The organism is Pantoea sp. X-Soil-ISGK-275, from assembly GCF_059730795.1.
Map to the genome: position 1 here is coordinate 290818 of NZ_AP035976.1, position 22254 is coordinate 313071.

Consider the following 22254-nt stretch of genomic DNA (forward strand, 5'->3'; position numbering starts at 1 on the left):
GTGGATTTAGCCGCACTACGCCAGGAACAGTTGCAACGCGCTGCTGATGTGGTGCGGCAGGATGATTTCGACGTGCTGCCGCCGCGTTTTATTGGTGGCGCCGACGTAGGTTTTGAACAGGGCGGTGAGATCACACGCGCTGCTCTGGTCATCCTCGAGTATCCATCCTTAACGCTGGTGGAACATCGCATTGCACGCGTGGCCACTACCATGCCGTATATTCCGGGCTTCTTATCCTTCCGCGAAATGCCGGCACTGCTGGAAGCCTGGCAGCAACTCTCCCACATGCCCGATCTGCTGTTTGTTGATGGTCACGGTATTTCCCATCCGCGTCGGCTTGGCGTGGCGGCGCATTTCGGATCGCTGGTGGATGTGCCTACCATTGGCGTAGCGAAGAAGCGTCTATGCGGGCGTTTTGCTGAGCTGGACGCTGAGCCAGGCAGCCGTCAGCCGCTGCTCGACAAAGGTGAGCAGATTGGCTGGGTATGGCGCAGTAAAGCGCGCTGTAATCCGCTGTTTATCTCGACCGGCCATCGGGTCAGCATGGATAGCGCCTTGCATTGGGTGGAAGCCTGTACCGCAGGCTATCGTTTGCCGGAACCGACGCGTTGGGCGGATGCTGTCGCCTCTGGACGCCCGGCCTTTCTGCGCTGGCAAAATACGCCTTAACGCTGTTTGTGCCCGGCTTTTGCGGTACACTGCCGCCAGCTAACCTATTGAGAGTAAGTTTGATGTTACAGAATCCCGTCCATTTGCGTCTGGCGAAGCTTGAAAGCTGGCAGCATATGACTTTCATGGCCTGCCTGTGCGAGCGTATGTTCCCCAACTATTGGGCTTTCTGTCAGCAGACCGAATTCGCCGATCCGCAACTCTATCGCCGCATCCTCGATCTAATCTGGGAAAGCCTGACGGTCAAAGATGCCAAAATCAATTTCGACGGTCAGCTGGAGAAATTTGAAGCGGCGATCCCTGATGGTGACGATTTCGAGGTTTACGGTGTGCATCCGGCGATTGATGCCTGCGTGGCATTAAGTGAACTGCTGCATGCACAACTCAGCGGCGAAACGCTGGAGCACGCCATTGAAGTCAGCCGTACATCGATCACCACCGTGGCGATTCTGGAAATGACGCAGGCCGGTCGCGAAATGACCGACGAAGAGCTGCGTGGAAATCAGGCGGTAATCGATGAATGGGACCTGCAGTGGGAGATTTTCCGCCTGCTGTCAGAGTGCGAAGAGCGCGACCTCGAATTGATTAAAGGCCTGCGTGCAGACCTGCGCGAAGCGGGAATCAGTAACATCGGTATACTTTTTCAGCAATAAGGCAAGAAAACGTGACTTCAGGCCCGAATTACCGCGCCTGGAGGCTTCACATCGGCCCCCTGTCTGGTCTACATTTGGGGGGCTGAAAATTGTGGCTATCGGTGCGTGCCGGCTGAACAAGGCCTGAGAAGGGCTTTTCCCTCGCACTCGTTGCTTAGCAAGCGATAAATACACTTTAAGGATAACTTATGAACAAGACTCAACTGATTGATGTGATCGCAGAGAAAGCTGACCTGTCTAAAACCCAGGCTAAGACTGCGCTGGAATCTACCCTGGCTGCGATCACTGAGTCTCTGAAAGAAGGTGATGCTGTACAACTGGTTGGTTTTGGTACTTTTAAAGTGAACCACCGCGCTGAGCGTACCGGTCGCAACCCGCAGACTGGCAAAGAGATCAAAATTGCAGCGGCTAACGTGCCAGCGTTCGTTTCAGGCAAAGCTCTGAAAGACGCTGTTAAGTAAGTTTCCGCATTGCGGTTTAGCTTTAAAAGAGGGGGCGTTAGCGCCCCTTTTTGTTGCCGGGACCTGCCATGCTGAATTCAATTCCTCAGCGCGTGTGCGCCCTGTTATTCGGTGCGCTACTTACGGGCTGTAGCTCCACTCCTGATCTTCCTGCCTTTACGGCGAGCGGCTATCTGGCCGACCGCGGCACCGTGCGCATCTGGCGCAAGAATAGCGACCATCAAGTGGTTCATCTGCGAACGGTCTTCACGCCCTTTAATGGCGATGCTATGGAAACCACTGATTACAACTGGCAGCAGCAGAAGCTGATTAGCGTCGAACGACGCGTCGCGGGTGCACAGCCGGATGATGTCACCTTACGCTTCGATCATCAGGGCAATCTCAATTTCATGCAGCGCCAGCTGGCGGGACGACGTGAAGCAGTCAGCGCTGATAGCGTTGAGCTGTATCGCTTCGATGCGCAGCGCATGCTGGATCAGAGCAATGCGTTGCTTGCAGGCCGCGTATTGCTGCGTCAGGGCCATTGGCTGGGCGGCAATCAGGTACGAGAGTGCGATGACAGGCTGGTGAATGCGGCCTTTGATCGCGACACGCTGTATACGCTAAGTCGCCAGCAGCAGAGCCAGTCTGCGCCGTTGATGGTGTCGTGGCTGGAAGCGCCGGAAGGTGTGCAACTGCTACGTGCTACGCCGGATGACGAATGCAGCTGGCAGCCAAAAGAGAGTGATTTCTAGCAGGCAGATAAGTGAAGGGGCACATGCTGTGCCCCTTTGCGTACTTATTTGCGGTTAATGGCGCGATAACCGATATCACGGCGGCAGAAGCTGCCATCCCACGAAATATGCTGCGCCAGCGCATAAGCGTTCTTCTGCGCAGCGGCTACATCGTCGCCCAGCGCGGTCACGCACAGTACGCGGCCACCGTTAGTCACCACCAGATCGTCTTTCATGGTGGTACCAGCGTGGAACACTTTGCCGTCCGGCACTTCTTCGAGCGGCAGACCATGAATCTGATCGCCTGTGTTGTAATCGCCCGGATAACCACCCGCCGCTAGCACCACGCCGAGAGAGGGACGCGGATCCCACTGCGAGGTTTGCTGATCCAGTTTGCCATCGGTCGCCGCCAGACACAGCTCAACCAGATCCGACTGCAGACGCAGCATGATTGGCTGAGTTTCCGGATCGCCGAAGCGGCAGTTAAACTCGATCACTTTAGGCTGACCGGCTTTATCGATCATTAAACCGGCATACAGAAAACCGGTATAGATGTTGCCTTCAGCTTTCATACCGTTAACGGTTGGCCAGATGATCTGATCCATTACGCGCTGGTGGATCTCATCGGTCACCACTGGCGCCGGAGAATACGCGCCCATGCCGCCGGTGTTTGGACCGGTATCGCCATCGCCGACACGCTTGTGATCCTGGCTGGTGGCCATCGGCAGCACATTATTGCCGTCGACCATCACGATAAAGCTGGCTTCTTCGCCATCAAGGAACTCTTCAATCACAATGCGGTGACCCGCATCGCCGAACGCATTGCCAGCCAGCATATCCTGCACAGCGGCTTCGGCTTCCGCCAGTTCCATCGCCACGATCACGCCTTTACCGGCGGCGAGACCGTCAGCTTTAATGACGATCGGTGCGCCTTTCTCACGCAGATAGGCCAGCGCAGGCTCCACTTCGGTGAAGTTCTGGTACTCGGCGGTTGGGATCTGCTGACGTGCCAGGAAATCTTTGGTGAACGCCTTTGAGCCTTCCAGCTGGGCGGCGGCTTGCGTTGGGCCAAAGATCTTCAGACCTGCAGCACGGAACGCATCAACCACACCCATCACCAGCGGCGCTTCCGGGCCAACGATGGTCAGATCGATTTTTTCCTGCTGCGCAAAAGCCAGCAGCGCGGCAACGTCGGTGGCGCTGATTGCCACGTTTTGCAAAGCCGGCTCAAGCGCGGTGCCCGCATTGCCCGGCGCGACAAACACTGTTTCGGCCAGTGACGATTGTGCCGCTTTCCATGCCAGCGCGTGCTCACGTCCGCCATTACCAATCACTAAAATTTTCATCTGTACTGCTCCCAACAATTAATGGCGGAAATGACGCATGTCAGTAAAGATCATCGCGATGCCGTGCTCATCAGCGGCGGCAATCACTTCATCATCACGGATTGAACCGCCTGGCTGAATCACGCAGCTGATGCCGACAGCCGCTGCGGCGTCGATACCGTCGCGGAACGGGAAGAATGCATCAGACGCCATTGCGGAGCCTTTCACTTCCAGACCTTCATCACCCGCTTTGATGCCGGCAATTTTGGCCGAGTAAACGCGGCTCATCTGGCCGGCGCCAATGCCGATGGTCATATTGTCACGTGCGTAGACGATGGCATTGGATTTAACGAACTTCGCCACTTTCCAGCAGAACAGCGCATCACGCAGTTCCTGCTCAGTTGGCTGACGCTTGCTGACGACGCGCAGCTGGCTGGCATCGACCATGCCCAGATCGCGATCCTGAACCAGCACGCCGCCGTTGACGCGTTTGAAATCCAGCGCCGCAACACGACCTTGCCACTGACCACACACCAGAACGCGCACGTTCTGCTTGGCCGCAGTCACTTTCAGCGCTGCTTCGCTGGCGGATGGCGCGATGATCACTTCAACAAACTGACGGCTGATGATCGCCTGTGCGGTGGCTTCGTCCAGCTCGCGGTTGAAAGCGATGATGCCGCCGAAAGCAGAAGTCGGGTCAGTTTTGTAGGCACGCTCGTAAGCGTCAAGGATCGAACCGCCAACCGCCACGCCGCATGGGTTAGCGTGTTTGACGATCACGCAAGCAGCTTCGTCGAACTCTTTCACGCACTCGAGTGCGGCATCGGTATCGGCGATGTTGTTGTAAGAGAGCGCTTTGCCCTGAACCTGCTGCGCGGTGGCAACAGAAGCTTCAGCAACATTCTCTTCTATATAGAAGGCAGCATCCTGATGGCTGTTCTCGCCGTAACGCATATCCTGCTTCTTGATGAAGTTGAGGTTAAGCGTGCGCGGGAAGCGGCCGGCCGGCTCTTTGCTGTCGCTGTGATAAGCCGGCACCAGGCTACCGAAGTAGTTGGCAATCATGCTGTCATAAGCGGCAGTGTGTTCGAAGGCTTTGATGGCCAGATCGAAACGCGTTTCTAGCGTGAGCGAATTTTCGTTGGCATCCAGCTCAGCAATGATCGCCTCGTAATCGCTGCTCTTGACCACGATCGCCACGTCTTTATGGTTCTTCGCCGCTGAGCGAACCATGGTCGGGCCACCGATATCGATGTTCTCAACCGCATCAGCTAATGAGCAATCAGGTTTGGCAACGGTTTGTGCGAAGGGATACAGGTTGACGACCACCATGTCGATTGGGTTGATGGCGTGTTCAGCCATGATCGCATCATCCTGACCACGACGACCCAAAATGCCGCCATGCACTTTCGGGTGCAGCGTTTTGACGCGTCCATCCATCATTTCCGGAAAACCGGTGTAGTCAGAAACTTCGGTGACGGGCAGGCCCGCATCTGCCAGCAGACGTGCGGTACCGCCTGTGGAGAGCAGCTCAACACCACGACTGGAGAGTGCCTGAGCAAATTCGAGGATACCGGCTTTGTCAGAGACACTGAGTAGAGCGCGGCGTACAGGACGACGTTGTTGCATGGTGGTTTTATCCCTTGGCTTTGTTTCGCGTAAAAAAGAGCGTTACATCAAGCTTAGTGTCTCTCTTCTATATAGAAGGAAACGCTTGCCTCATGTAACGCCCCAAAAGGGGCATCCTTGACGTCGCCGGGCATTGTAGCGAAAACGTTTGCGTGATGCTCGCCTAAATTCATTTGTGCGGCAGAGTGTGGATAACACTGTGTGTAACTGCGTATAAGGCTGGGTTTTGCTGTGGAATGCAGCGAACGGTTGTTTTTATTGAATTTAGCGGTTGCGCGCTGATAACAACTCCCTATAATGCGCATCCATCAACACGGCACAACGGTTTACGAAATGCGGTGTTGGTGAGGAAGATTCGATAAGAACTTCCGCCGGATGAAAACGCTGAAAAAAGTGTTTGACTCCGAAGGAGAGTAGCGTAGTATACGCCACCTCGCGACAGACGGTTCAGCCGCTGTTCGCAACGCTCTTTAACAATTTATCAGACAATCTGTGTGGGCACTCGCAGGATTGATATCAGCGTCTCCGGACGCAACAAAATATCAAAGCCTCACGAGTGAACACATAATGAAATTCATTATGACGTTTTACAGATGAGCACCGCTGAACTTGTTTCAGCAAATCAAACTTAAATTGAAGAGTTTGATCATGGCTCAGATTGAACGCTGGCGGCAGGCCTAACACATGCAAGTCGAACGGTAGCACAGAGAGCTTGCTCTCGGGTGACGAGTGGCGGACGGGTGAGTAATGTCTGGGAAACTGCCCGATGGAGGGGGATAACTACTGGAAACGGTAGCTAATACCGCATAACGTCGCAAGACCAAAGTGGGGGACCTTCGGGCCTCACACCATCGGATGTGCCCAGATGGGATTAGCTAGTAGGTGGGGTAATGGCTCACCTAGGCGACGATCCCTAGCTGGTCTGAGAGGATGACCAGCCACACTGGAACTGAGACACGGTCCAGACTCCTACGGGAGGCAGCAGTGGGGAATATTGCACAATGGGCGCAAGCCTGATGCAGCCATGCCGCGTGTATGAAGAAGGCCTTCGGGTTGTAAAGTACTTTCAGCGGGGAGGAAGGCGGTGGAGTTAATAGCTTCACCGATTGACGTTACCCGCAGAAGAAGCACCGGCTAACTCCGTGCCAGCAGCCGCGGTAATACGGAGGGTGCAAGCGTTAATCGGAATTACTGGGCGTAAAGCGCACGCAGGCGGTCTGTCAAGTCGGATGTGAAATCCCCGGGCTTAACCTGGGAACTGCATTCGAAACTGGCAGGCTAGAGTCTTGTAGAGGGGGGTAGAATTCCAGGTGTAGCGGTGAAATGCGTAGAGATCTGGAGGAATACCGGTGGCGAAGGCGGCCCCCTGGACAAAGACTGACGCTCAGGTGCGAAAGCGTGGGGAGCAAACAGGATTAGATACCCTGGTAGTCCACGCCGTAAACGATGTCGACTTGGAGGTTGCTCCCTTGAGGAGTGGCTTCCGGAGCTAACGCGTTAAGTCGACCGCCTGGGGAGTACGGCCGCAAGGTTAAAACTCAAATGAATTGACGGGGGCCCGCACAAGCGGTGGAGCATGTGGTTTAATTCGATGCAACGCGAAGAACCTTACCTACTCTTGACATCCAGAGAACTTAGCAGAGATGCTTTGGTGCCTTCGGGAACTCTGAGACAGGTGCTGCATGGCTGTCGTCAGCTCGTGTTGTGAAATGTTGGGTTAAGTCCCGCAACGAGCGCAACCCTTATCCTTTGTTGCCAGCGGTTCGGCCGGGAACTCAAAGGAGACTGCCAGTGATAAACTGGAGGAAGGTGGGGATGACGTCAAGTCATCATGGCCCTTACGAGTAGGGCTACACACGTGCTACAATGGCGCATACAAAGAGAAGCGACCTCGCGAGAGCAAGCGGACCTCATAAAGTGCGTCGTAGTCCGGATCGGAGTCTGCAACTCGACTCCGTGAAGTCGGAATCGCTAGTAATCGTAGATCAGAATGCTACGGTGAATACGTTCCCGGGCCTTGTACACACCGCCCGTCACACCATGGGAGTGGGTTGCAAAAGAAGTAGGTAGCTTAACCTTCGGGAGGGCGCTTACCACTTTGTGATTCATGACTGGGGTGAAGTCGTAACAAGGTAACCGTAGGGGAACCTGCGGTTGGATCACCTCCTTACCTGAAGATACCTTCCCGCGCAGTGCTCACACAGATTGTCTGATAAAAAGTAATGAGCAAGACGGCTGCGAAGTCGTGACACTATCGTGTCCCCTTCGTCTAGCGGTTAGGACTCCGCCCTTTCACGGCGGCAACAGGGGTTCGAATCCCCTAGGGGACGCCACTTGCTTGGTGACAGGTGAAAGGTGTCTCCACGAAGTATCTCAAAACTGACTTAACCGTCATGTTTGAGATATTGCTCTTTAACAATCCGGAACAAGCTGAAAATTGAAACGACGTGTTGGTTCATTTCTCCGTAATAAGAAATGAATAACAACATGTTCGAGTCTCTCAATGCCTGCAGTCCGCAGCGTTGCAAAACGCCTGTGGGTTGTGAGGTTAAGCGACTAAGCGTACACGGTGGATGCCCTGGCAGTCAGAGGCGATGAAGGACGTGCTAATCTGCGTAAAGCGTCGGTAAGGTGATATGAACCGCTACAGCCGACGATGTCCGAATGGGGAAACCCGGTGCACTCAGTGCATCATCGCAACATGAATACATAGTGTTGCGAGGCGAACCTGGGGAACTGAAACATCTAAGTACCCAGAGGAAAAGAAATCAACCGAGATTCCCCCAGTAGCGGCGAGCGAACGGGGAACAGCCCAGAACCTGAATCAGTTTGTGCGTTAGTGGAAGCGTCTGGAAAGTCGCGCGATACCGGGTGACAGCCCCGTACACGAAAGTGCACATTCTGTGAGTTCGAAGAGTAGGGCGGGACACGTGGTATCCTGTCTGAATATGGGGGGACCATCCTCCAAGGCTAAATACTCCTGACTGACCGATAGTGAACCAGTACCGTGAGGGAAAGGCGAAAAGAACCCCGGCGAGGGGAGTGAAACAGAACCTGAAACCGTGTACGTACAAGCAGTGGGAGCCTCTTTATGGGGTGACTGCGTACCTTTTGTATAATGGGTCAGCGACTTATATTCTGTAGCAAGGTTAACCGTATAGGGGAGCCGCAGGGAAACCGAGTCTTAACTGGGCGTTAAGTTGCAGGGTATAGACCCGAAACCCGGTGATCTAGCCATGGGCAGGTTGAAGGTTGGGTAACACTAACTGGAGGACCGAACCGACTAATGTTGAAAAATTAGCGGATGACTTGTGGCTGGGGGTGAAAGGCCAATCAAACCGGGAGATAGCTGGTTCTCCCCGAAAGCTATTTAGGTAGCGCCTCGTGAACTCATCTTCGGGGGTAGAGCACTGTTTCGGCTAGGGGGCCATCCCGGCTTACCAACCCGATGCAAACTGCGAATACCGAAGAATGTTATCACGGGAGACACACGGCGGGTGCTAACGTCCGTCGTGAAGAGGGAAACAACCCAGACCGCCAGCTAAGGTCCCAAAGTCATGGTTAAGTGGGAAACGATGTGGGAAGGCACAGACAGCCAGGATGTTGGCTTAGAAGCAGCCATCATTTAAAGAAAGCGTAATAGCTCACTGGTCGAGTCGGCCTGCGCGGAAGATGTAACGGGGCTAAACCATGCACCGAAGCTGCGGCAGCGACACTATGTGTTGTTGGGTAGGGGAGCGTTCTGTAAGCCGTTGAAGGTGGCCTGTGAGGGTTGCTGGAGGTATCAGAAGTGCGAATGCTGACATAAGTAACGATAAAGCGGGTGAAAAGCCCGCTCGCCGGAAGACCAAGGGTTCCTGTTCAACGTTAATCGGAGCAGGGTGAGTCGACCCCTAAGGCGAGGCTGAAAAGCGTAGTCGATGGGAAGCAGGTTAATATTCCTGCACTTGGTGTTACTGCGAAGGGGGGACGGAGAAGGCTAGGTTATCCGGGCGACGGTTGTCCCGGTTTAAGCGTGTAGGCTGATATCTTTGGTAAATCCGGGATATCTTAAGGCTGAGGCGTGACGACGAGCCACCACGGTGGTGAAGTAACTGATGCCCTGCTTCCAGGAAAAGCCTCTAAGCTCCAGGTAACACGAAATCGTACCCCAAACCGACACAGGTGGTCAGGTAGAGAATACCAAGGCGCTTGAGAGAACTCGGGTGAAGGAACTAGGCAAAATGGTGCCGTAACTTCGGGAGAAGGCACGCTGGCGCGTAGGTGAAGGGACTTGCTCCCGGAGCTGAAGCCAGTCGAAGATACCAGCTGGCTGCAACTGTTTATTAAAAACACAGCACTGTGCAAACACGAAAGTGGACGTATACGGTGTGACGCCTGCCCGGTGCCGGAAGGTTAATTGATGGGGTTATCCGCAAGGAGAAGCTCTTGATCGAAGCCCCGGTAAACGGCGGCCGTAACTATAACGGTCCTAAGGTAGCGAAATTCCTTGTCGGGTAAGTTCCGACCTGCACGAATGGCGTAATGATGGCCAGGCTGTCTCCACCCGAGACTCAGTGAAATTGAAATCGCTGTGAAGATGCAGTGTACCCGCGGCAAGACGGAAAGACCCCGTGAACCTTTACTATAGCTTGACACTGAACATTGAGCCTTGATGTGTAGGATAGGTGGGAGGCTTTGAAGCGTGGACGCCAGTCTGCGTGGAGCCAACCTTGAAATACCACCCTTTAATGTTTGATGTTCTAACGTAGGCCCGTGATCCGGGCTGCGGACAGTGTCTGGTGGGTAGTTTGACTGGGGCGGTCTCCTCCCAAAGAGTAACGGAGGAGCACGAAGGTTGGCTAATCCTGGTCGGACATCAGGAGGTTAGTGCAATGGCATAAGCCAGCTTGACTGCGAGAGTGACGGCTCGAGCAGGTGCGAAAGCAGGTCATAGTGATCCGGTGGTTCTGAATGGAAGGGCCATCGCTCAACGGATAAAAGGTACTCCGGGGATAACAGGCTGATACCGCCCAAGAGTTCATATCGACGGCGGTGTTTGGCACCTCGATGTCGGCTCATCACATCCTGGGGCTGAAGTAGGTCCCAAGGGTACGGCTGTTCGCCGTTTAAAGTGGTACGCGAGCTGGGTTTAGAACGTCGTGAGACAGTTCGGTCCCTATCTGCCGTGGGCGCTGGAGAATTGAGGGGGGTTGCTCCTAGTACGAGAGGACCGGAGTGAACGCACCACTGGTGTTCGGGTTGTCATGCCAATGGCACTGCCCGGTAGCTAAGTGCGGAAAAGATAAGTGCTGAAAGCATCTAAGCACGAAACTTGCCCCGAGATGAGTTCTCCCTGACTCCTTGAGAGTCCTGAAGGGACGTTGAAGACTACGACGTTGATAGGCCGGATGTGTAAGCGCAGCGATGCGTTGAGCTAACCGGTACTAATGACCCGTGAGGCTTAACCTTACAACGCCAGAGGCGTTTTGGTCTGAGAGACCGGTATTTTCAGCTTGTTTTACGGATTAAAGATTTAGCGGAAGCGGATGTTATTCGTTTTTGCGCAAAGAATTTGCCTGGCGGCTTTAGCGCGGTGGTCCCACCTGACCCCATGCCGAACTCAGAAGTGAAACGCCGTAGCGCCGATGGTAGTGTGGGGTCTCCCCATGCGAGAGTAGGGAACTGCCAGGCATCAATTAAGTGAAGAAGCCCCGAACGAAAGTTCGGGGCTTTTTTACGTCTGAAATTTAGAAAAACACTTCAGATTTAGTACCATCCTGAAGCTAAAATTCGCCACATGACATACTCATCTCCCTAACGACTTTCCCAAATCCCACCTAAAGCTGAAACATTTTCATAAACCGCATGAAGACTCGACATTCTCGACATAACACGCTAATGTCGGGCATCTGGATGTCTAAACGTTTATACGGTTATCAGTAAGAGGTGAGCAGGTTATGCCAATCAGGATTCCCGACGAATTACCGGCAGTGAATTTTTTGCGTGATGAAAATGTCTTTGTCATGACGTCGTCGCGCGCCAGTGTTCAGGAGATCCGTCCGCTAAAAGTGCTGATTCTTAACCTGATGCCAAAGAAGATTGAGACAGAAAACCAGTTCCTGCGCCTGCTCTCAAACTCACCGTTGCAGATTGATGTGCAGCTGCTGCGCATTGATAGCCGCGAGTCACGCAATACGCCGACAGAGCATCTGAACAACTTCTACTGCAACTTTGAAGACATCCAAAACGATAATTTCGATGGACTGATTGTGACCGGCGCGCCGCTGGGATTGGTCGATTTCAATGATGTCGCGTATTGGCCACAGATCCAGCGCGTGCTGCACTGGGCGAATGAGCACGTCACCTCCACGCTCTTTGTCTGTTGGGCGGTTCAGGCGGCACTCAACATTCTGTATGGCATTCCTAAGCAGACGCGGCAGAACAAATTGTCCGGTGTTTATGAGCACCAAATCCTGCATCCACATGCTTTACTGACGCGTGGCTTTGATGACAACTTCCTGGCCCCGCATTCACGCTATGCCGATTTCCCAAGCCAGCTGATCCGCGATTACACCGATCTCGAGTTGTTTGCCGAATCGGAATCAACCGGCGCGTATCTAATGGCAAGCAAAGATAAGCGCCTGGCGTTTGTCACCGGCCACCCTGAGTACGACGCTTTGACGCTTTCAGGTGAATATCATCGCGATTACGATGCGGGCCTACAGCCGGACGTGCCGTTCAACTATTTCCCACACGACAATCCAGAATTGCCGCCGCGCGCCACCTGGCGTAGCCACGGCAATCTGCTGTTTTCCAACTGGCTGAACTACTACGTTTATCAGATCACGCCGTTCGATCTGCGTCGAATGAACCCAACGCTCGAATAACTCCAACATCTGATTTGATCCTGCCGCGCTAGCCGAAAGCTATCGCGGCTTTTTTTTGCCTTCTGTTCAGGGGTGGAAGTAGTTGCCTTTAATTCGAGAAATTAAATTACATAAATATCAATCTGATAAATCACTATAAATATAAAAATGGAAATAGTTTTTGAAAATAAAATAAAAATCATTATGCTCTGATCTTGCAGGTTATAAAACACCCTACATCCGGATCCGATCGTTAAACGATGGATCAACCCAGGAGGCAGCCCGCATGACAGACTCGGTTATCAGCAATACGCTAACCTTCAGCCAGCCCTTTACCCACGCGGAAAAGCAGCTGCTTACCCCAGAAGCGATCGACTTTGTACACGCATTAGTAGTGCGTTTCGCACCAGAGCGCGAACGCCTGCTGAAGGCACGCCAGCAACGCCAGAAGCGTTACGATCAAGGTGAGTTACCGGGATTTGATTCGGAAACCACTTCCATTCATGAAAATGCGTGGCAGGTTCGTCCTATTCCGCAACTGTTACAAGATCGCCGCGTGGAGATCACCGGGCCGCCGGATCGCAAAATGGTGATCAACGCACTCAATGCGAACGTCAACGTCTTCATGGCCGATTTTGAAGATTCATTGGCGCCAACCTGGCAGAAGCTGGTTGATGGACAATTAACCTTGCGCGATGCGGTCAATGGCACGCTGAGCTTCACCAGTGAAACCGGCAAGATCTACCAGCTGCGTGCCAATCCGGCGCTGCTGATGTGTCGGGTACGGGGTCTGCATCTGAATGAAAAGCATGTGGAGTGGCGCGATCGGGCCATTCCCGGCGGATTGTTCGACTTTGCGCTCTACTTTTTCCACAACGTTGAAGCGCTGCTGGAGAAGGGCCACGCGCCATGGTTCTATCTGCCGAAAACCGAGCATGCCGCTGAAGTGGCGTGGTGGCGTGAGATCTTCCGCTTCAGTGAAGATCGCTTCGATCTGCCGCGCGGCACCATCAAAGCCACGGTATTGATCGAAACGCTGCCGGCGGTATTCCAGATGGATGAGATCCTGTGGGAACTGCGCGATCACGTGGTGGGCTTGAACTGTGGCCGTTGGGATTACATCTTCAGCTACATCAAAACGCTGGGCCAGCATCCCGATCGTATCCTGCCGGATCGCCAGCAAATCAGCATGGATCAGCCATTCCTTGATGCTTATTCACGCCTGCTGATCAGAACCTGTCATCGCCGTGGTGCGCTGGCAATGGGCGGTATGTCGGCGCTGATTCCGAGCAAAGACGCGGAGCGCAATTTATGGGTGACGCAGAAGGTGCAGGAAGATAAAGCGCGCGAAGCGGGCAACGGTCACGACGGAACCTGGGTGGCGCATCCCGGCCTGGCAGATATCGCGATGGAGGAGTTTGACCGCCGATTGGGCGATCAACCTAATCAACTGCACATCACACGTGAGCAGGATGCACCAATCACCGCCGAGCGTCTGCTGGCGCCGTGTCGCGGTAAGCGTACCGAAGCGGGCATGCGCGCCAACATCCGCGTGGCGCTGCAATATCTGGAAGCCTGGATCAGCGGCAACGGCTGCGTACCGGTTGACGGATTGATGGAAGATGCCGCCACCGCTGAAATCGCTCGTACCTCCATCTGGCAATGGATTCATCACAAACAAATTCTCAGCGATGGCCAACCGGTGACGGTGGCGCTGTTTGAACGGCTACTGGCGGAAGAGCTGGCTGCCTTGCAGCAAACCGTTGGCGCAGAGCGTTTCCAGAATGGACGCTTCGACGATGCCGCCGCGCTGATGGCGCAAATCACCACCGATGACGAACTGGTTTCCTTCCTCACTCTGCCGGGCTACCGCCTGCTGCCTTGAACCTGGAGATATGACGATGAATCGTACGCAACAGATCAAACAACTGGAATCGAGCTGGAATGATGCGCGCTGGCAGGGAATCACGCGTCCGTACAGTGCGGAGGATGTGGTCAATCTGCGCGGCTCGGTCAATCCCGCCTGTACGCTGGCGGAGCGCGGTGCCACCAAACTCTGGTCGCTGCTGAATGGTGAATCGAGCAAAGGCTACATCAACAGCCTCGGCGCGTTGACCGGCGGACAAGCGGTGCAGCAGGCGAAAGCCGGCATAGAGGCGATTTACCTCTCCGGCTGGCAGGTGGCGGCAGATGCTAACCTGGCCGGGCAGATGTATCCCGACCAATCGCTGTATCCGGTGAATTCGGTGCCAAATGTGGTGGAGCGGATTAATCAGAGCTTCCAGCGAGCCGATCAAATTCAGTGGGCCAGCGGTGTATCGCCAGAAGATAATGATTTTATTGATTACTTCCTGCCGATTGTCGCCGATGCGGAAGCGGGCTTTGGCGGCGTGCTCAATGCGTTCGAGCTGATGAAATCGATGATTCAGGCCGGTGCCGGCGCGGTGCATTTTGAAGACCAACTGGCGGCGGTGAAGAAGTGCGGCCACATGGGTGGCAAGGTATTAGTCCCGACGCAGGAAGCAATTCAGAAACTGGTGGCGGCGCGTCTGGCCGCAGACGTAATGAACGTCCCGACAGTATTGCTAGCGCGCACCGATGCGGATGCCGCCGATCTGATCACCTCAGACTGCGACCCGCGCGATGCGGCGTTTATCACCGGCGAGCGCACCTTAGAAGGCTTCTTCCGCACCCATGCCGGGATTGAACAGGCGATCAGCCGCGGGCTGGCATATGCGCCTTATGCCGACGTGCTGTGGTGCGAAACCTCGACGCCAGATCTGGAGATGGCGCAGCGCTTTGCCGACGCGATCCACGCACAGCATCCCGGCAAACTGCTGGCCTACAACTGTTCGCCCTCGTTCAACTGGAAGAAGAACCTCGACGATCGCACCATCGCGCGTTTCCAGCAGGCGCTGAGCGAAATGGGCTATCGCTTCCAGTTCATTACGCTGGCCGGAATTCACAGCATGTGGTTCAACATGTTCGATCTGGCGCACGCCTATGCGCAGGGCGAAGGCATGCGTCATTATGTGGAAAAAGTGCAGCAGCCAGAGTTTGCGGCGCGCGATAAGGGCTACACCTTCTCGTCGCATCAGCAGGAAGTCGGCACCGGCTATTTTGATCGCGTCACCAATGTCATTCAGGGCGGACAATCCTCAGTGACCGCGTTGACCGGTTCCACCGAAGCCGCGCAATTCTAAAGCCGTCGTAGGGTCGCCATTCATGGCGACCATTTCCCCGGAGCGTTGCCGATGACACCGAGAGAATCGCTGATCGCCCACACCATCCTGCAAGGTTTTGACGCGCAGTATGGCCGCTTTCTGGATATCACCGCCGGCGCGCAACAGCGCTTCGAGCAGGCTGACTGGCACGCGGTGCAGCAGGCCATGAAAGCGCGTATCCACCTCTACGATCACCACGTTGGCCTCGTCACCAACCAGCTGCGCATTCTCAATGACACGTCGGATTGGGACGACGCGTTCTGGCTGCGGGTGAAAAGCCATTATGAAACCTTGCTGCCCGGCTATCCGCGCCATGAAATCGCCGAAAGCTTCTTCAACTCGGTCTATTGTCGGCTGCAGGGCCACAGTCATCTGTCGCCCGAACGCCTGTTTATCTTGCCGTCACAGCCGTATGCGCCTGCGCCGGTTGCCCAGCGTCCGTTGTCACGTCTTTATCGCCCGCAACACAATTGGCAGGAAACATTGCGTCAGGTGCTGAATGACATTCCGCTGCGCTTAACGTGGCAGGATCAAACGCGCGATATCGGCTGGATTGTGCGCCATCTGCACGAGCAGTTTGGTGCCGCGCAACTGGCGACGGCAACGCTGGATGTCGCCAGCGAGCTGTTTTACCGCAACAAAACCGCATGGATCGTGGCGCGCCTGCAGCTGAGCGATGGCATGGTGCCCTGTTTGCTGCCGATTCAGCGCGATGATGCAGGACGATTGTGGATCGACACCTGTCTCACCGATAGCGATGATGCCAGCATCGTGTTTGGCTTCGCCCGCGCCTATTTCATGGTGTACGCGCCGGTGCCCGCCGCGCTGGTGGCGTGGCTGCAACCGATTCTGCCGGGAAAAACCGTGGCTGAACGCTACATGGCGATTGGTTGCCAGAAGCACGGCAAAACCGAGTGTTATCGTGAATATCTGCACTATCTGGCGCACAGTCAGGAAGATTTTACCGTCGCGCCCGGCATTCGCGGCATGGTGATGATGGTGTTCACGCTGCCGGGTTTTGATCGGGTATTTAAGGTGATCAAAGACCGCTTCGCCCCGCAAAAAGAGGTCACCGATGCGCAGGTGCGCGACTGCTATCGCATGGTTAAGGAGCATGATCGCGTCGGTCGCATGGCGGATACCCAGGAATTTGAACACTTTGCGTTACCGCGCGCGCGTATTCCGGCTGAACTGATGGCGGAGTTTGAGCGCGATATCCCGGAAAAAATCGAGCTGCGCGACGACGTGGTGATCATCCGCCATTTGTGGCTGGAACGTCGCATGGAGCCGCTCAATCTGTGGCTGTCCCAGGCTTCGCCGGAACAGCGCCAGCATGCGATTGGCGAATACGGTGATGCGATTCGTCAGCTGGCGGCGGCGAACATTTTCCCCGGCGATATGCTATACAAAAACTTTGGCATGACGCGTCACGGCCGCGTGGTGTTTTACGATTACGACGAAATCCGCCCGATGACCGAGCTGGTGTTCCGCGATGTGCCGCAGGCGCGTTATGAAGAAGATGAGCTGCAGGCCGAGCCGTGGTACAGCGTTGGGCCGGATGATGTGTTCCCGGAAACTTTCCGCTATGCGCTGTGCAGCGAACCGTCGACCGGCAAACTGCTGCAGGCGCTGCATCCACAACTGTTTGATCCCAACTGGTGGCGCGCGCTGCAAACGCGCATCCGCGAAGGGCATATTGAAGAGGTGATTGCGTGGCGCGCCAGCCAGCGTTTCAGCGCGCGCTATGCTTCGGTGGCCGCTTAGCGGCCAGAGTAGGTTTGGGTCACCTGTTTGGCGGCGCGGATCACCAGCGCACCGAGCTCGGTGATGCGGTCGTCAGTCATGCGCGCAATCGGGCCGGAGATCGAGATGGCGGCGAAGGGTTCGCCATGTTCGTCATAAATCGGCGCCGCAACGCAGCGCAGACCCAACGCGTGCTCTTCATCATCGTGTGAAAAGCCCATCTTACGAATCAGCGCCAGATTTTCCTTCAGGCTGTGCGGCGACATCAGCGTTTTCGGCGTGTAATGATGCAATCCCTTTTGATGCAGCAGCGCGGTAACTTGCTCATCGCTGAGATGCGCCAGAAACGCTTTACCCGCGCCGGATGCATGCATCGGCAGCTTGCCACCAATCGGCGCGGACATGCGCATCAGCTGCGTACACTGCACCTGATCGATGATCACCGCCTGATAATCGCTGAGATCCAGCACCGCCAGATTCACCGTCTCACCGGCATCTTCCATCAGCTTGCGCAGCAGCGGATGGACAATCGCCAGCAGATTACGGCTCTGCAGGAAGCTGCTGCCCACCACAAAGGCGTGCGAACCAATGGTCCATAAACCTAAATCGCCCACCTGATGCACAAAACCTTGCTGCTGCATGGTGGAGAGCAGGCGATGAGTGGTGGAGTTGGGTAAACCGGCCTGTTGCGCCAGTTCGGTCAGCGCCACGCTGCCGTGGGATTCGGCAATCAGCTCCAGCAGGCGCAGGCCGCGCGTCAGAGATTGTACTTGCCCGCCGACAGGCGCGCTGGTGGGTGTCGTTGTAGCACGGGGTTTCTTGCCGCGTTTAACGGGCGCAGGGGTTGCCATAACGTCTCCAATTCGCATCAATGCTGGAAACCATTTTCGTTTTTAACTGCATTAATGCAAACGCTGACTTTCTGGTCAGACCTGTAAGGCTTAATAGCTGAAAATGTCTCATCTGAGCTGACTTTTGATCACCTGCAAGTTGTGCCAGTATGTCTGGCTGGCATATTAGCCAACGCAATGACGTGGACGGGGCGAGAGTGAGCAACAAAACAGAAATGCTGCAGCAGCAGCTGGCACAACGCATTATGATTCTGGATGGTGGCATGGGCACCATGATCCAGAGTTATAAACTGAGTGAGCAGGATTTCCGTGGCAGCCGCTTTGCCGACTGGCCATCTGATTTGAAGGGCAACAACGATCTGTTGGTGCTGACCAAACCGGACGTCATCCGCGAAATCCACGATGCCTACCTCGCCGCCGGCGCGGATATTCTGGAAACCAACACCTTCAACGCCACCACCATTGCGATGGCCGATTACGCGATGGAAGCGCTGTCGGCGGAGATCAACTTCGAAGCCGCCAAGCTGGCGCGCGCCAGCGCCGATGAATGGACGGCGAAAACGCCGCATCGTCCGCGCTATGTGGCGGGCGTATTGGGCCCGACTAACCGCACCTGTTCGATCTCGCCGGACGTCAACGATCCCGCTTATCGAAACGTAACCTTTAATCAGCTGGTGGAAGCCTACCGTGAATCCACACAGGCGCTGATTGCTGGTGGTTCCGACCTCATCATGATCGAAACGGTGTTCGATACACTGAACGCCAAAGCGGCGATCTACGCAGTGCAGGCCGAGATGGAAGCGATGGGCGTGAAGCTGCCGCTGATGATCTCCGGCACCATCACCGATGCGTCCGGTCGTACGCTTTCCGGCCAAACCACTGAAGGCTTCTATAACTCGCTGCGTCACGCCGAACCGCTGTCGTTCGGCCTCAACTGTGCGCTGGGCCCGGATGAACTGCGCCAGTATGTGGCGGAGCTGTCGCGTATTGCTGAAGGCTACGTCACCGCGCACCCGAACGCCGGCTTGCCCAACGCCTTTGGTGAATACGATCTCGATGCGGCGATTATGGCCGAGCAAATTGGCGAATGGGCGCGCGCCGGTTTCCTCAATATTATCGGCGGCTGCTGCGGCACCACGCCAGAACACATCGCGGCGATGGCGGCAGCGGTAGACGGCGTTGCGCCGCGCCAGTTGCCAAAGATTCCGGTTGCCTGCCGCTTAGCCGGGCTTGAACCGCTGAATATTCAGGCTGATTCGCTGTTCGTCAACGTCGGCGAACGTACCAACGTCACCGGCTCAGCCAAGTTCAAGCGCCTGATTAAAGAAGAGAAATATAACGAAGCGCTGGATGTGGCGCGCCAGCAGGTGGAGAGCGGCGCGCAAATCATCGATATCAACATGGATGAAGGCATGCTGGATGCGGAAGCGGCGATGGTGCGCTTCCTCAATCTGATCGCGGGCGAACCCGATATCGCACGCGTGCCGATCATGATCGACTCCTCGAAATGGGAAGTGATCGAGAAAGGCCTGCAGTGCATTCAGGGCAAAGGCATCGTCAACTCCATCTCGATGAAAGAGGGCGTTGAACCCTTCATCGAGCACGCGCGCAAAGTACGTCGTTATGGCGCCGCGATGGTGGTGATGGCGTTTGATGAAGTGGGCCAGGCGGATACGCGTGCACGCAAAATCGAGATCTGTCGTCGCGCCTACAAGATCCTGACCGAAGAGGTCGGTTTCCCGCCTGAAGACATCATTTTCGATCCGAATATTTTTGCCGTGGCGACCGGCATTGAAGAACACAATAACTACGCGATGGATTTCATCGGCGCTTGTGAAGACATCAAGCGCGAACTGCCGCACACGATGATCTCCGGCGGCGTCTCCAACGTGTCGTTCTCGTTCCGTGGTAACGAACCGGTGCGCGAAGCCATTCACGCGGTGTTCCTCTATTACGCCATTCGCAACGGCATGGACATGGGCATCGTCAACGCCGGTCAGCTGGCGATTTATGACGATCTGCCTGCCGAGTTGCGCGACGCGGTGGAAGACGTGGTGCTGAACCGCCGTGACGACGGCACCGAGCGCTTGTTGGAGCTGGCGGAGAAGTATCGCGGCAGCAAAAGCGATGGCGAGCAGGAGAAACAGCAAGCCGAATGGCGCAGCTGGGACGTGGTTAAGCGTCTGGAATATTCGCTGGTTAAAGGCATCACCGAATTCATTGAGCTGGATACTGAAGAGGCGCGTCAGGGCTATGAACGTCCGATTCAGGTAATCGAAGGGCCGCTGATGTCCGGCATGAACGTGGTCGGCGATCTGTTCGGCGAGGGCAAAATGTTCCTGCCGCAGGTAGTGAAATCGGCGCGCGTGATGAAGCAAGCGGTGGCGTACCTCGAACCTTATATCGAGGCGAGTAAAGAAGCCGGACGAAGTAACGGCAAGATCGTACTGGCGACGGTGAAAGGCGACGTGCATGACATCGGCAAAAACATCGTTGGTGTGGTGCTGCAATGTAACAACTACGAAATTATCGACCTCGGCGTCATGGTGCCGAGCGACAAAATCCTCAAAACCGCGATCGCTGAGAACGCCGATATCATCGGGCTTTCCGGCCTGATCACGCCGTCGCTGGATGAAATGGTCAACGTGGCGAAAGAGATGGAGCGTCAGGGCTTCACCATCCCGCTGTTGATTGGTGGCGCGACCACCTCTAAAGCGCATACCGCCGTGAAGATCGAACAGAACTACAGCGGCCCAACTGTCTACGTGCAGAACGCCTCGCGTACCGTGGGCGTGGTGTCATCGCTGCTCTCCGAGACGCTGAAAGAGGATTTCGTGGCGCGCACGCGTAAAGAGTACGACACGGTGCGCATTCAGCATGGGCGTAAAAAGCCGCGCACCCCGCCGGTAAGCCTGCAAACCGCGCGCGATAATGATTACGCCATCGACTGGGAAAGCTATACGCCGCCAGTGGCGCATCGTCTCGGCGTGAGCCCGGTCGAAGCCAGCATTGAAACGCTGCGTAATTACATCGACTGGACGCCGTTCTTTATGACCTGGTCATTGGCCGGCAAGTATCCGCGCATTCTGGAAGATGAAGTGGTGGGCGAAGAGGCCAAACGCCTGTTTGCCGACGCCAACGCCATGCTCGATATGCTGAGTGAGACTGGCACGCTCAATCCACGCGGCGTGGTGGGGATTTTCCCAGCTAACCGTGTCGGCGATGACATTGAAATCTACAGCAATGAGAACCGCAATCAGGTGCTGTGCGTGAGCCATCACTTGCGTCAGCAGACCGAAAAAACCGACTTCGCCAACTACTGTTTAGCCGATTTTGTTGCACCGAAATCCAGCGGCAAAGCTGATTATCTCGGCGCGTTTGCTGTTACAGCCGGGATTGAGGAAGATGCGCTGGCCGAGGCATACGACAAGCAGCACGATGATTACAACAAAATCATGGTGAAAGCGGTGTCAGATCGTCTGGCCGAAGCCTTTGCCGAGTATCTGCACGAGCGCGTGCGTAAGGTGATTTGGGGCTTTGCCGCCCATGAAAATCTCAGCAACGAAGAGCTGATTCGCGAGAATTATCAGGGCATTCGTCCCGCGCCGGGTTATCCGGCTTGTCCGGAACACACCGAGAAAGCGCCGATTTGGCAATTGCTGGATGTGGAAAAACACACCGGCATGAAGCTGACCGAATCGTTCGCCATGTGGCCAGGCGCGGCGGTTTCCGGCTGGTACTTCAGCCATCCCGACAGCAAATACTTCGCCGTGGCGCAGATTCAACGCGATCAGGTAGAAGATTACGCAGCGCGTAAAGGCATGAGCGTCACCGAAGTCGAACGCTGGCTGGCGCCGAACCTGGGTTACGACGCGGATTAACGCATCTCGTAGGGTCGCCATTCATGGCGACCTTCTATATGTATGCACAAATTAAAAAGGTCGCCATAAATGGCTTAATGCTTGTCAGTTAAGCCAGCGGCGAGTGCGCAGGCCGGAGTCACTTTTGGTCCGGCGGTCCTCGCGCCGCTAGCGCGGTACCTTCACTTCGCTCGTCTGCCTGACGGACCGGCGGAGACGGGACGTCCTGCCCCGGCTCCGCCTTTCGCCCGCGTCCTGCGGGCTCTCCTGGCTTCCTT

At 55.4% G+C, this 22254-nt stretch carries 12 protein-coding genes, 1 tRNA gene and 3 rRNA genes; 13 read left to right on the top strand and 3 right to left on the bottom strand.

Annotated elements, in window-relative coordinates; genetic code table 11:
* The 4 genes from nfi to AC6I8A_RS01320 all read left to right on the top strand — a co-directional run bounded on the left by nfi (window position 1) and on the right by AC6I8A_RS01320 (window position 2517).
* Complete coding sequence (gene nfi / locus AC6I8A_RS01305) at window positions 1-669, top strand: deoxyribonuclease V (RefSeq protein WP_008108420.1); 669 nt, start codon at window positions 1-3, stop codon at window positions 667-669.
* A 62-nt stretch (window positions 670-731) separates the two neighbouring features.
* The gene (locus AC6I8A_RS01310; protein ID WP_256698092.1) at window positions 732-1322 is read left to right on the top strand and encodes a YjaG family protein; all 591 of its coding nucleotides are present in this window, start codon (window positions 732-734) and stop codon (window positions 1320-1322) included.
* A gap of 188 nt (window positions 1323-1510) precedes the next feature.
* Window positions 1511-1783, top strand: a complete 273-nt coding sequence (gene hupA / locus AC6I8A_RS01315) for a nucleoid-associated protein HU-alpha (protein ID WP_007886275.1) — start codon at window positions 1511-1513, stop codon at window positions 1781-1783.
* Window positions 1784-1851: 68 nt separating this feature from the next.
* Window positions 1852-2517: a DUF1481 domain-containing protein gene (locus AC6I8A_RS01320; RefSeq protein ID WP_497817899.1), complete on the top strand. Its 666-nt coding sequence runs from the start codon at window positions 1852-1854 to the stop codon at window positions 2515-2517.
* 44 nt (window positions 2518-2561) lie between these two features.
* On the opposite strand, the gene purD is transcribed toward AC6I8A_RS01320, so the two are convergent.
* Both purD and purH read right to left on the bottom strand, forming a co-directional pair.
* Window positions 2562-3842, bottom strand: coding sequence for a phosphoribosylamine--glycine ligase (gene purD, locus AC6I8A_RS01325; protein WP_497817900.1), 1281 nt, complete (start codon window positions 3840-3842; stop codon window positions 2562-2564).
* Window positions 3843-3860: 18 nt separating this feature from the next.
* The gene (gene purH / locus AC6I8A_RS01330) at window positions 3861-5450 is read right to left on the bottom strand and encodes a bifunctional phosphoribosylaminoimidazolecarboxamide formyltransferase/IMP cyclohydrolase (RefSeq protein ID WP_061720555.1); all 1590 of its coding nucleotides are present in this window, start codon (window positions 5448-5450) and stop codon (window positions 3861-3863) included.
* A 630-nt stretch (window positions 5451-6080) separates the two neighbouring features.
* Between purH and AC6I8A_RS01335 the strand changes: the two genes are divergently transcribed.
* The 8 genes from AC6I8A_RS01335 to aceK all read left to right on the top strand — a co-directional run bounded on the left by AC6I8A_RS01335 (window position 6081) and on the right by aceK (window position 17286).
* Window positions 6081-7620, top strand: a 16S ribosomal RNA gene (locus tag AC6I8A_RS01335).
* A gap of 88 nt (window positions 7621-7708) precedes the next feature.
* A tRNA-Glu gene (locus tag AC6I8A_RS01340) sits at window positions 7709-7783 on the top strand.
* A 213-nt stretch (window positions 7784-7996) separates the two neighbouring features.
* Window positions 7997-10901: ribosomal RNA gene (locus AC6I8A_RS01345) — 23S ribosomal RNA — on the top strand.
* Window positions 10902-11007: 106 nt separating this feature from the next.
* Window positions 11008-11123: ribosomal RNA gene (gene rrf / locus AC6I8A_RS01350) — 5S ribosomal RNA — on the top strand.
* Together the 16S, 23S and 5S rRNA genes with 1 tRNA gene alongside form the textbook arrangement of a ribosomal RNA operon.
* Window positions 11124-11389: 266 nt before the next feature.
* A complete protein-coding gene (metA, locus tag AC6I8A_RS01355; protein WP_101763126.1) occupies window positions 11390-12319 on the top strand; it encodes a homoserine O-acetyltransferase MetA in 930 nt (309 codons plus the stop codon).
* A 265-nt stretch (window positions 12320-12584) separates the two neighbouring features.
* On the top strand, window positions 12585-14183 hold the full coding sequence (gene aceB, locus AC6I8A_RS01360; RefSeq protein ID WP_497817901.1) for a malate synthase A: 1599 nt from the start codon (window positions 12585-12587) through the stop codon (window positions 14181-14183).
* A gap of 16 nt (window positions 14184-14199) precedes the next feature.
* A complete protein-coding gene (aceA, locus tag AC6I8A_RS01365) occupies window positions 14200-15501 on the top strand; it encodes an isocitrate lyase (RefSeq protein ID WP_265300563.1) in 1302 nt (433 codons plus the stop codon).
* Window positions 15502-15552: 51 nt separating this feature from the next.
* Entirely contained in the window at window positions 15553-17286 is a 1734-nt protein-coding gene (gene aceK / locus AC6I8A_RS01370) for a bifunctional isocitrate dehydrogenase kinase/phosphatase (protein ID WP_479490275.1), read from the top strand.
* Here aceK and iclR read toward each other — a convergent pair.
* Window positions 17283-18116, bottom strand: a complete 834-nt coding sequence (iclR, locus tag AC6I8A_RS01375) for a glyoxylate bypass operon transcriptional repressor IclR (protein ID WP_008109838.1) — start codon at window positions 18114-18116, stop codon at window positions 17283-17285. The two genes, aceK and iclR, sit on opposite strands and share 4 nt — an antisense overlap.
* Window positions 18117-18313: 197 nt before the next feature.
* Here iclR and metH point away from each other — a divergent pair, with 197 nt between their 5' ends.
* Complete coding sequence (metH, locus tag AC6I8A_RS01380) at window positions 18314-21997, top strand: methionine synthase (RefSeq protein ID WP_497817902.1); 3684 nt, start codon at window positions 18314-18316, stop codon at window positions 21995-21997.
* Window positions 21998-22254 lie beyond the last annotated feature (257 nt).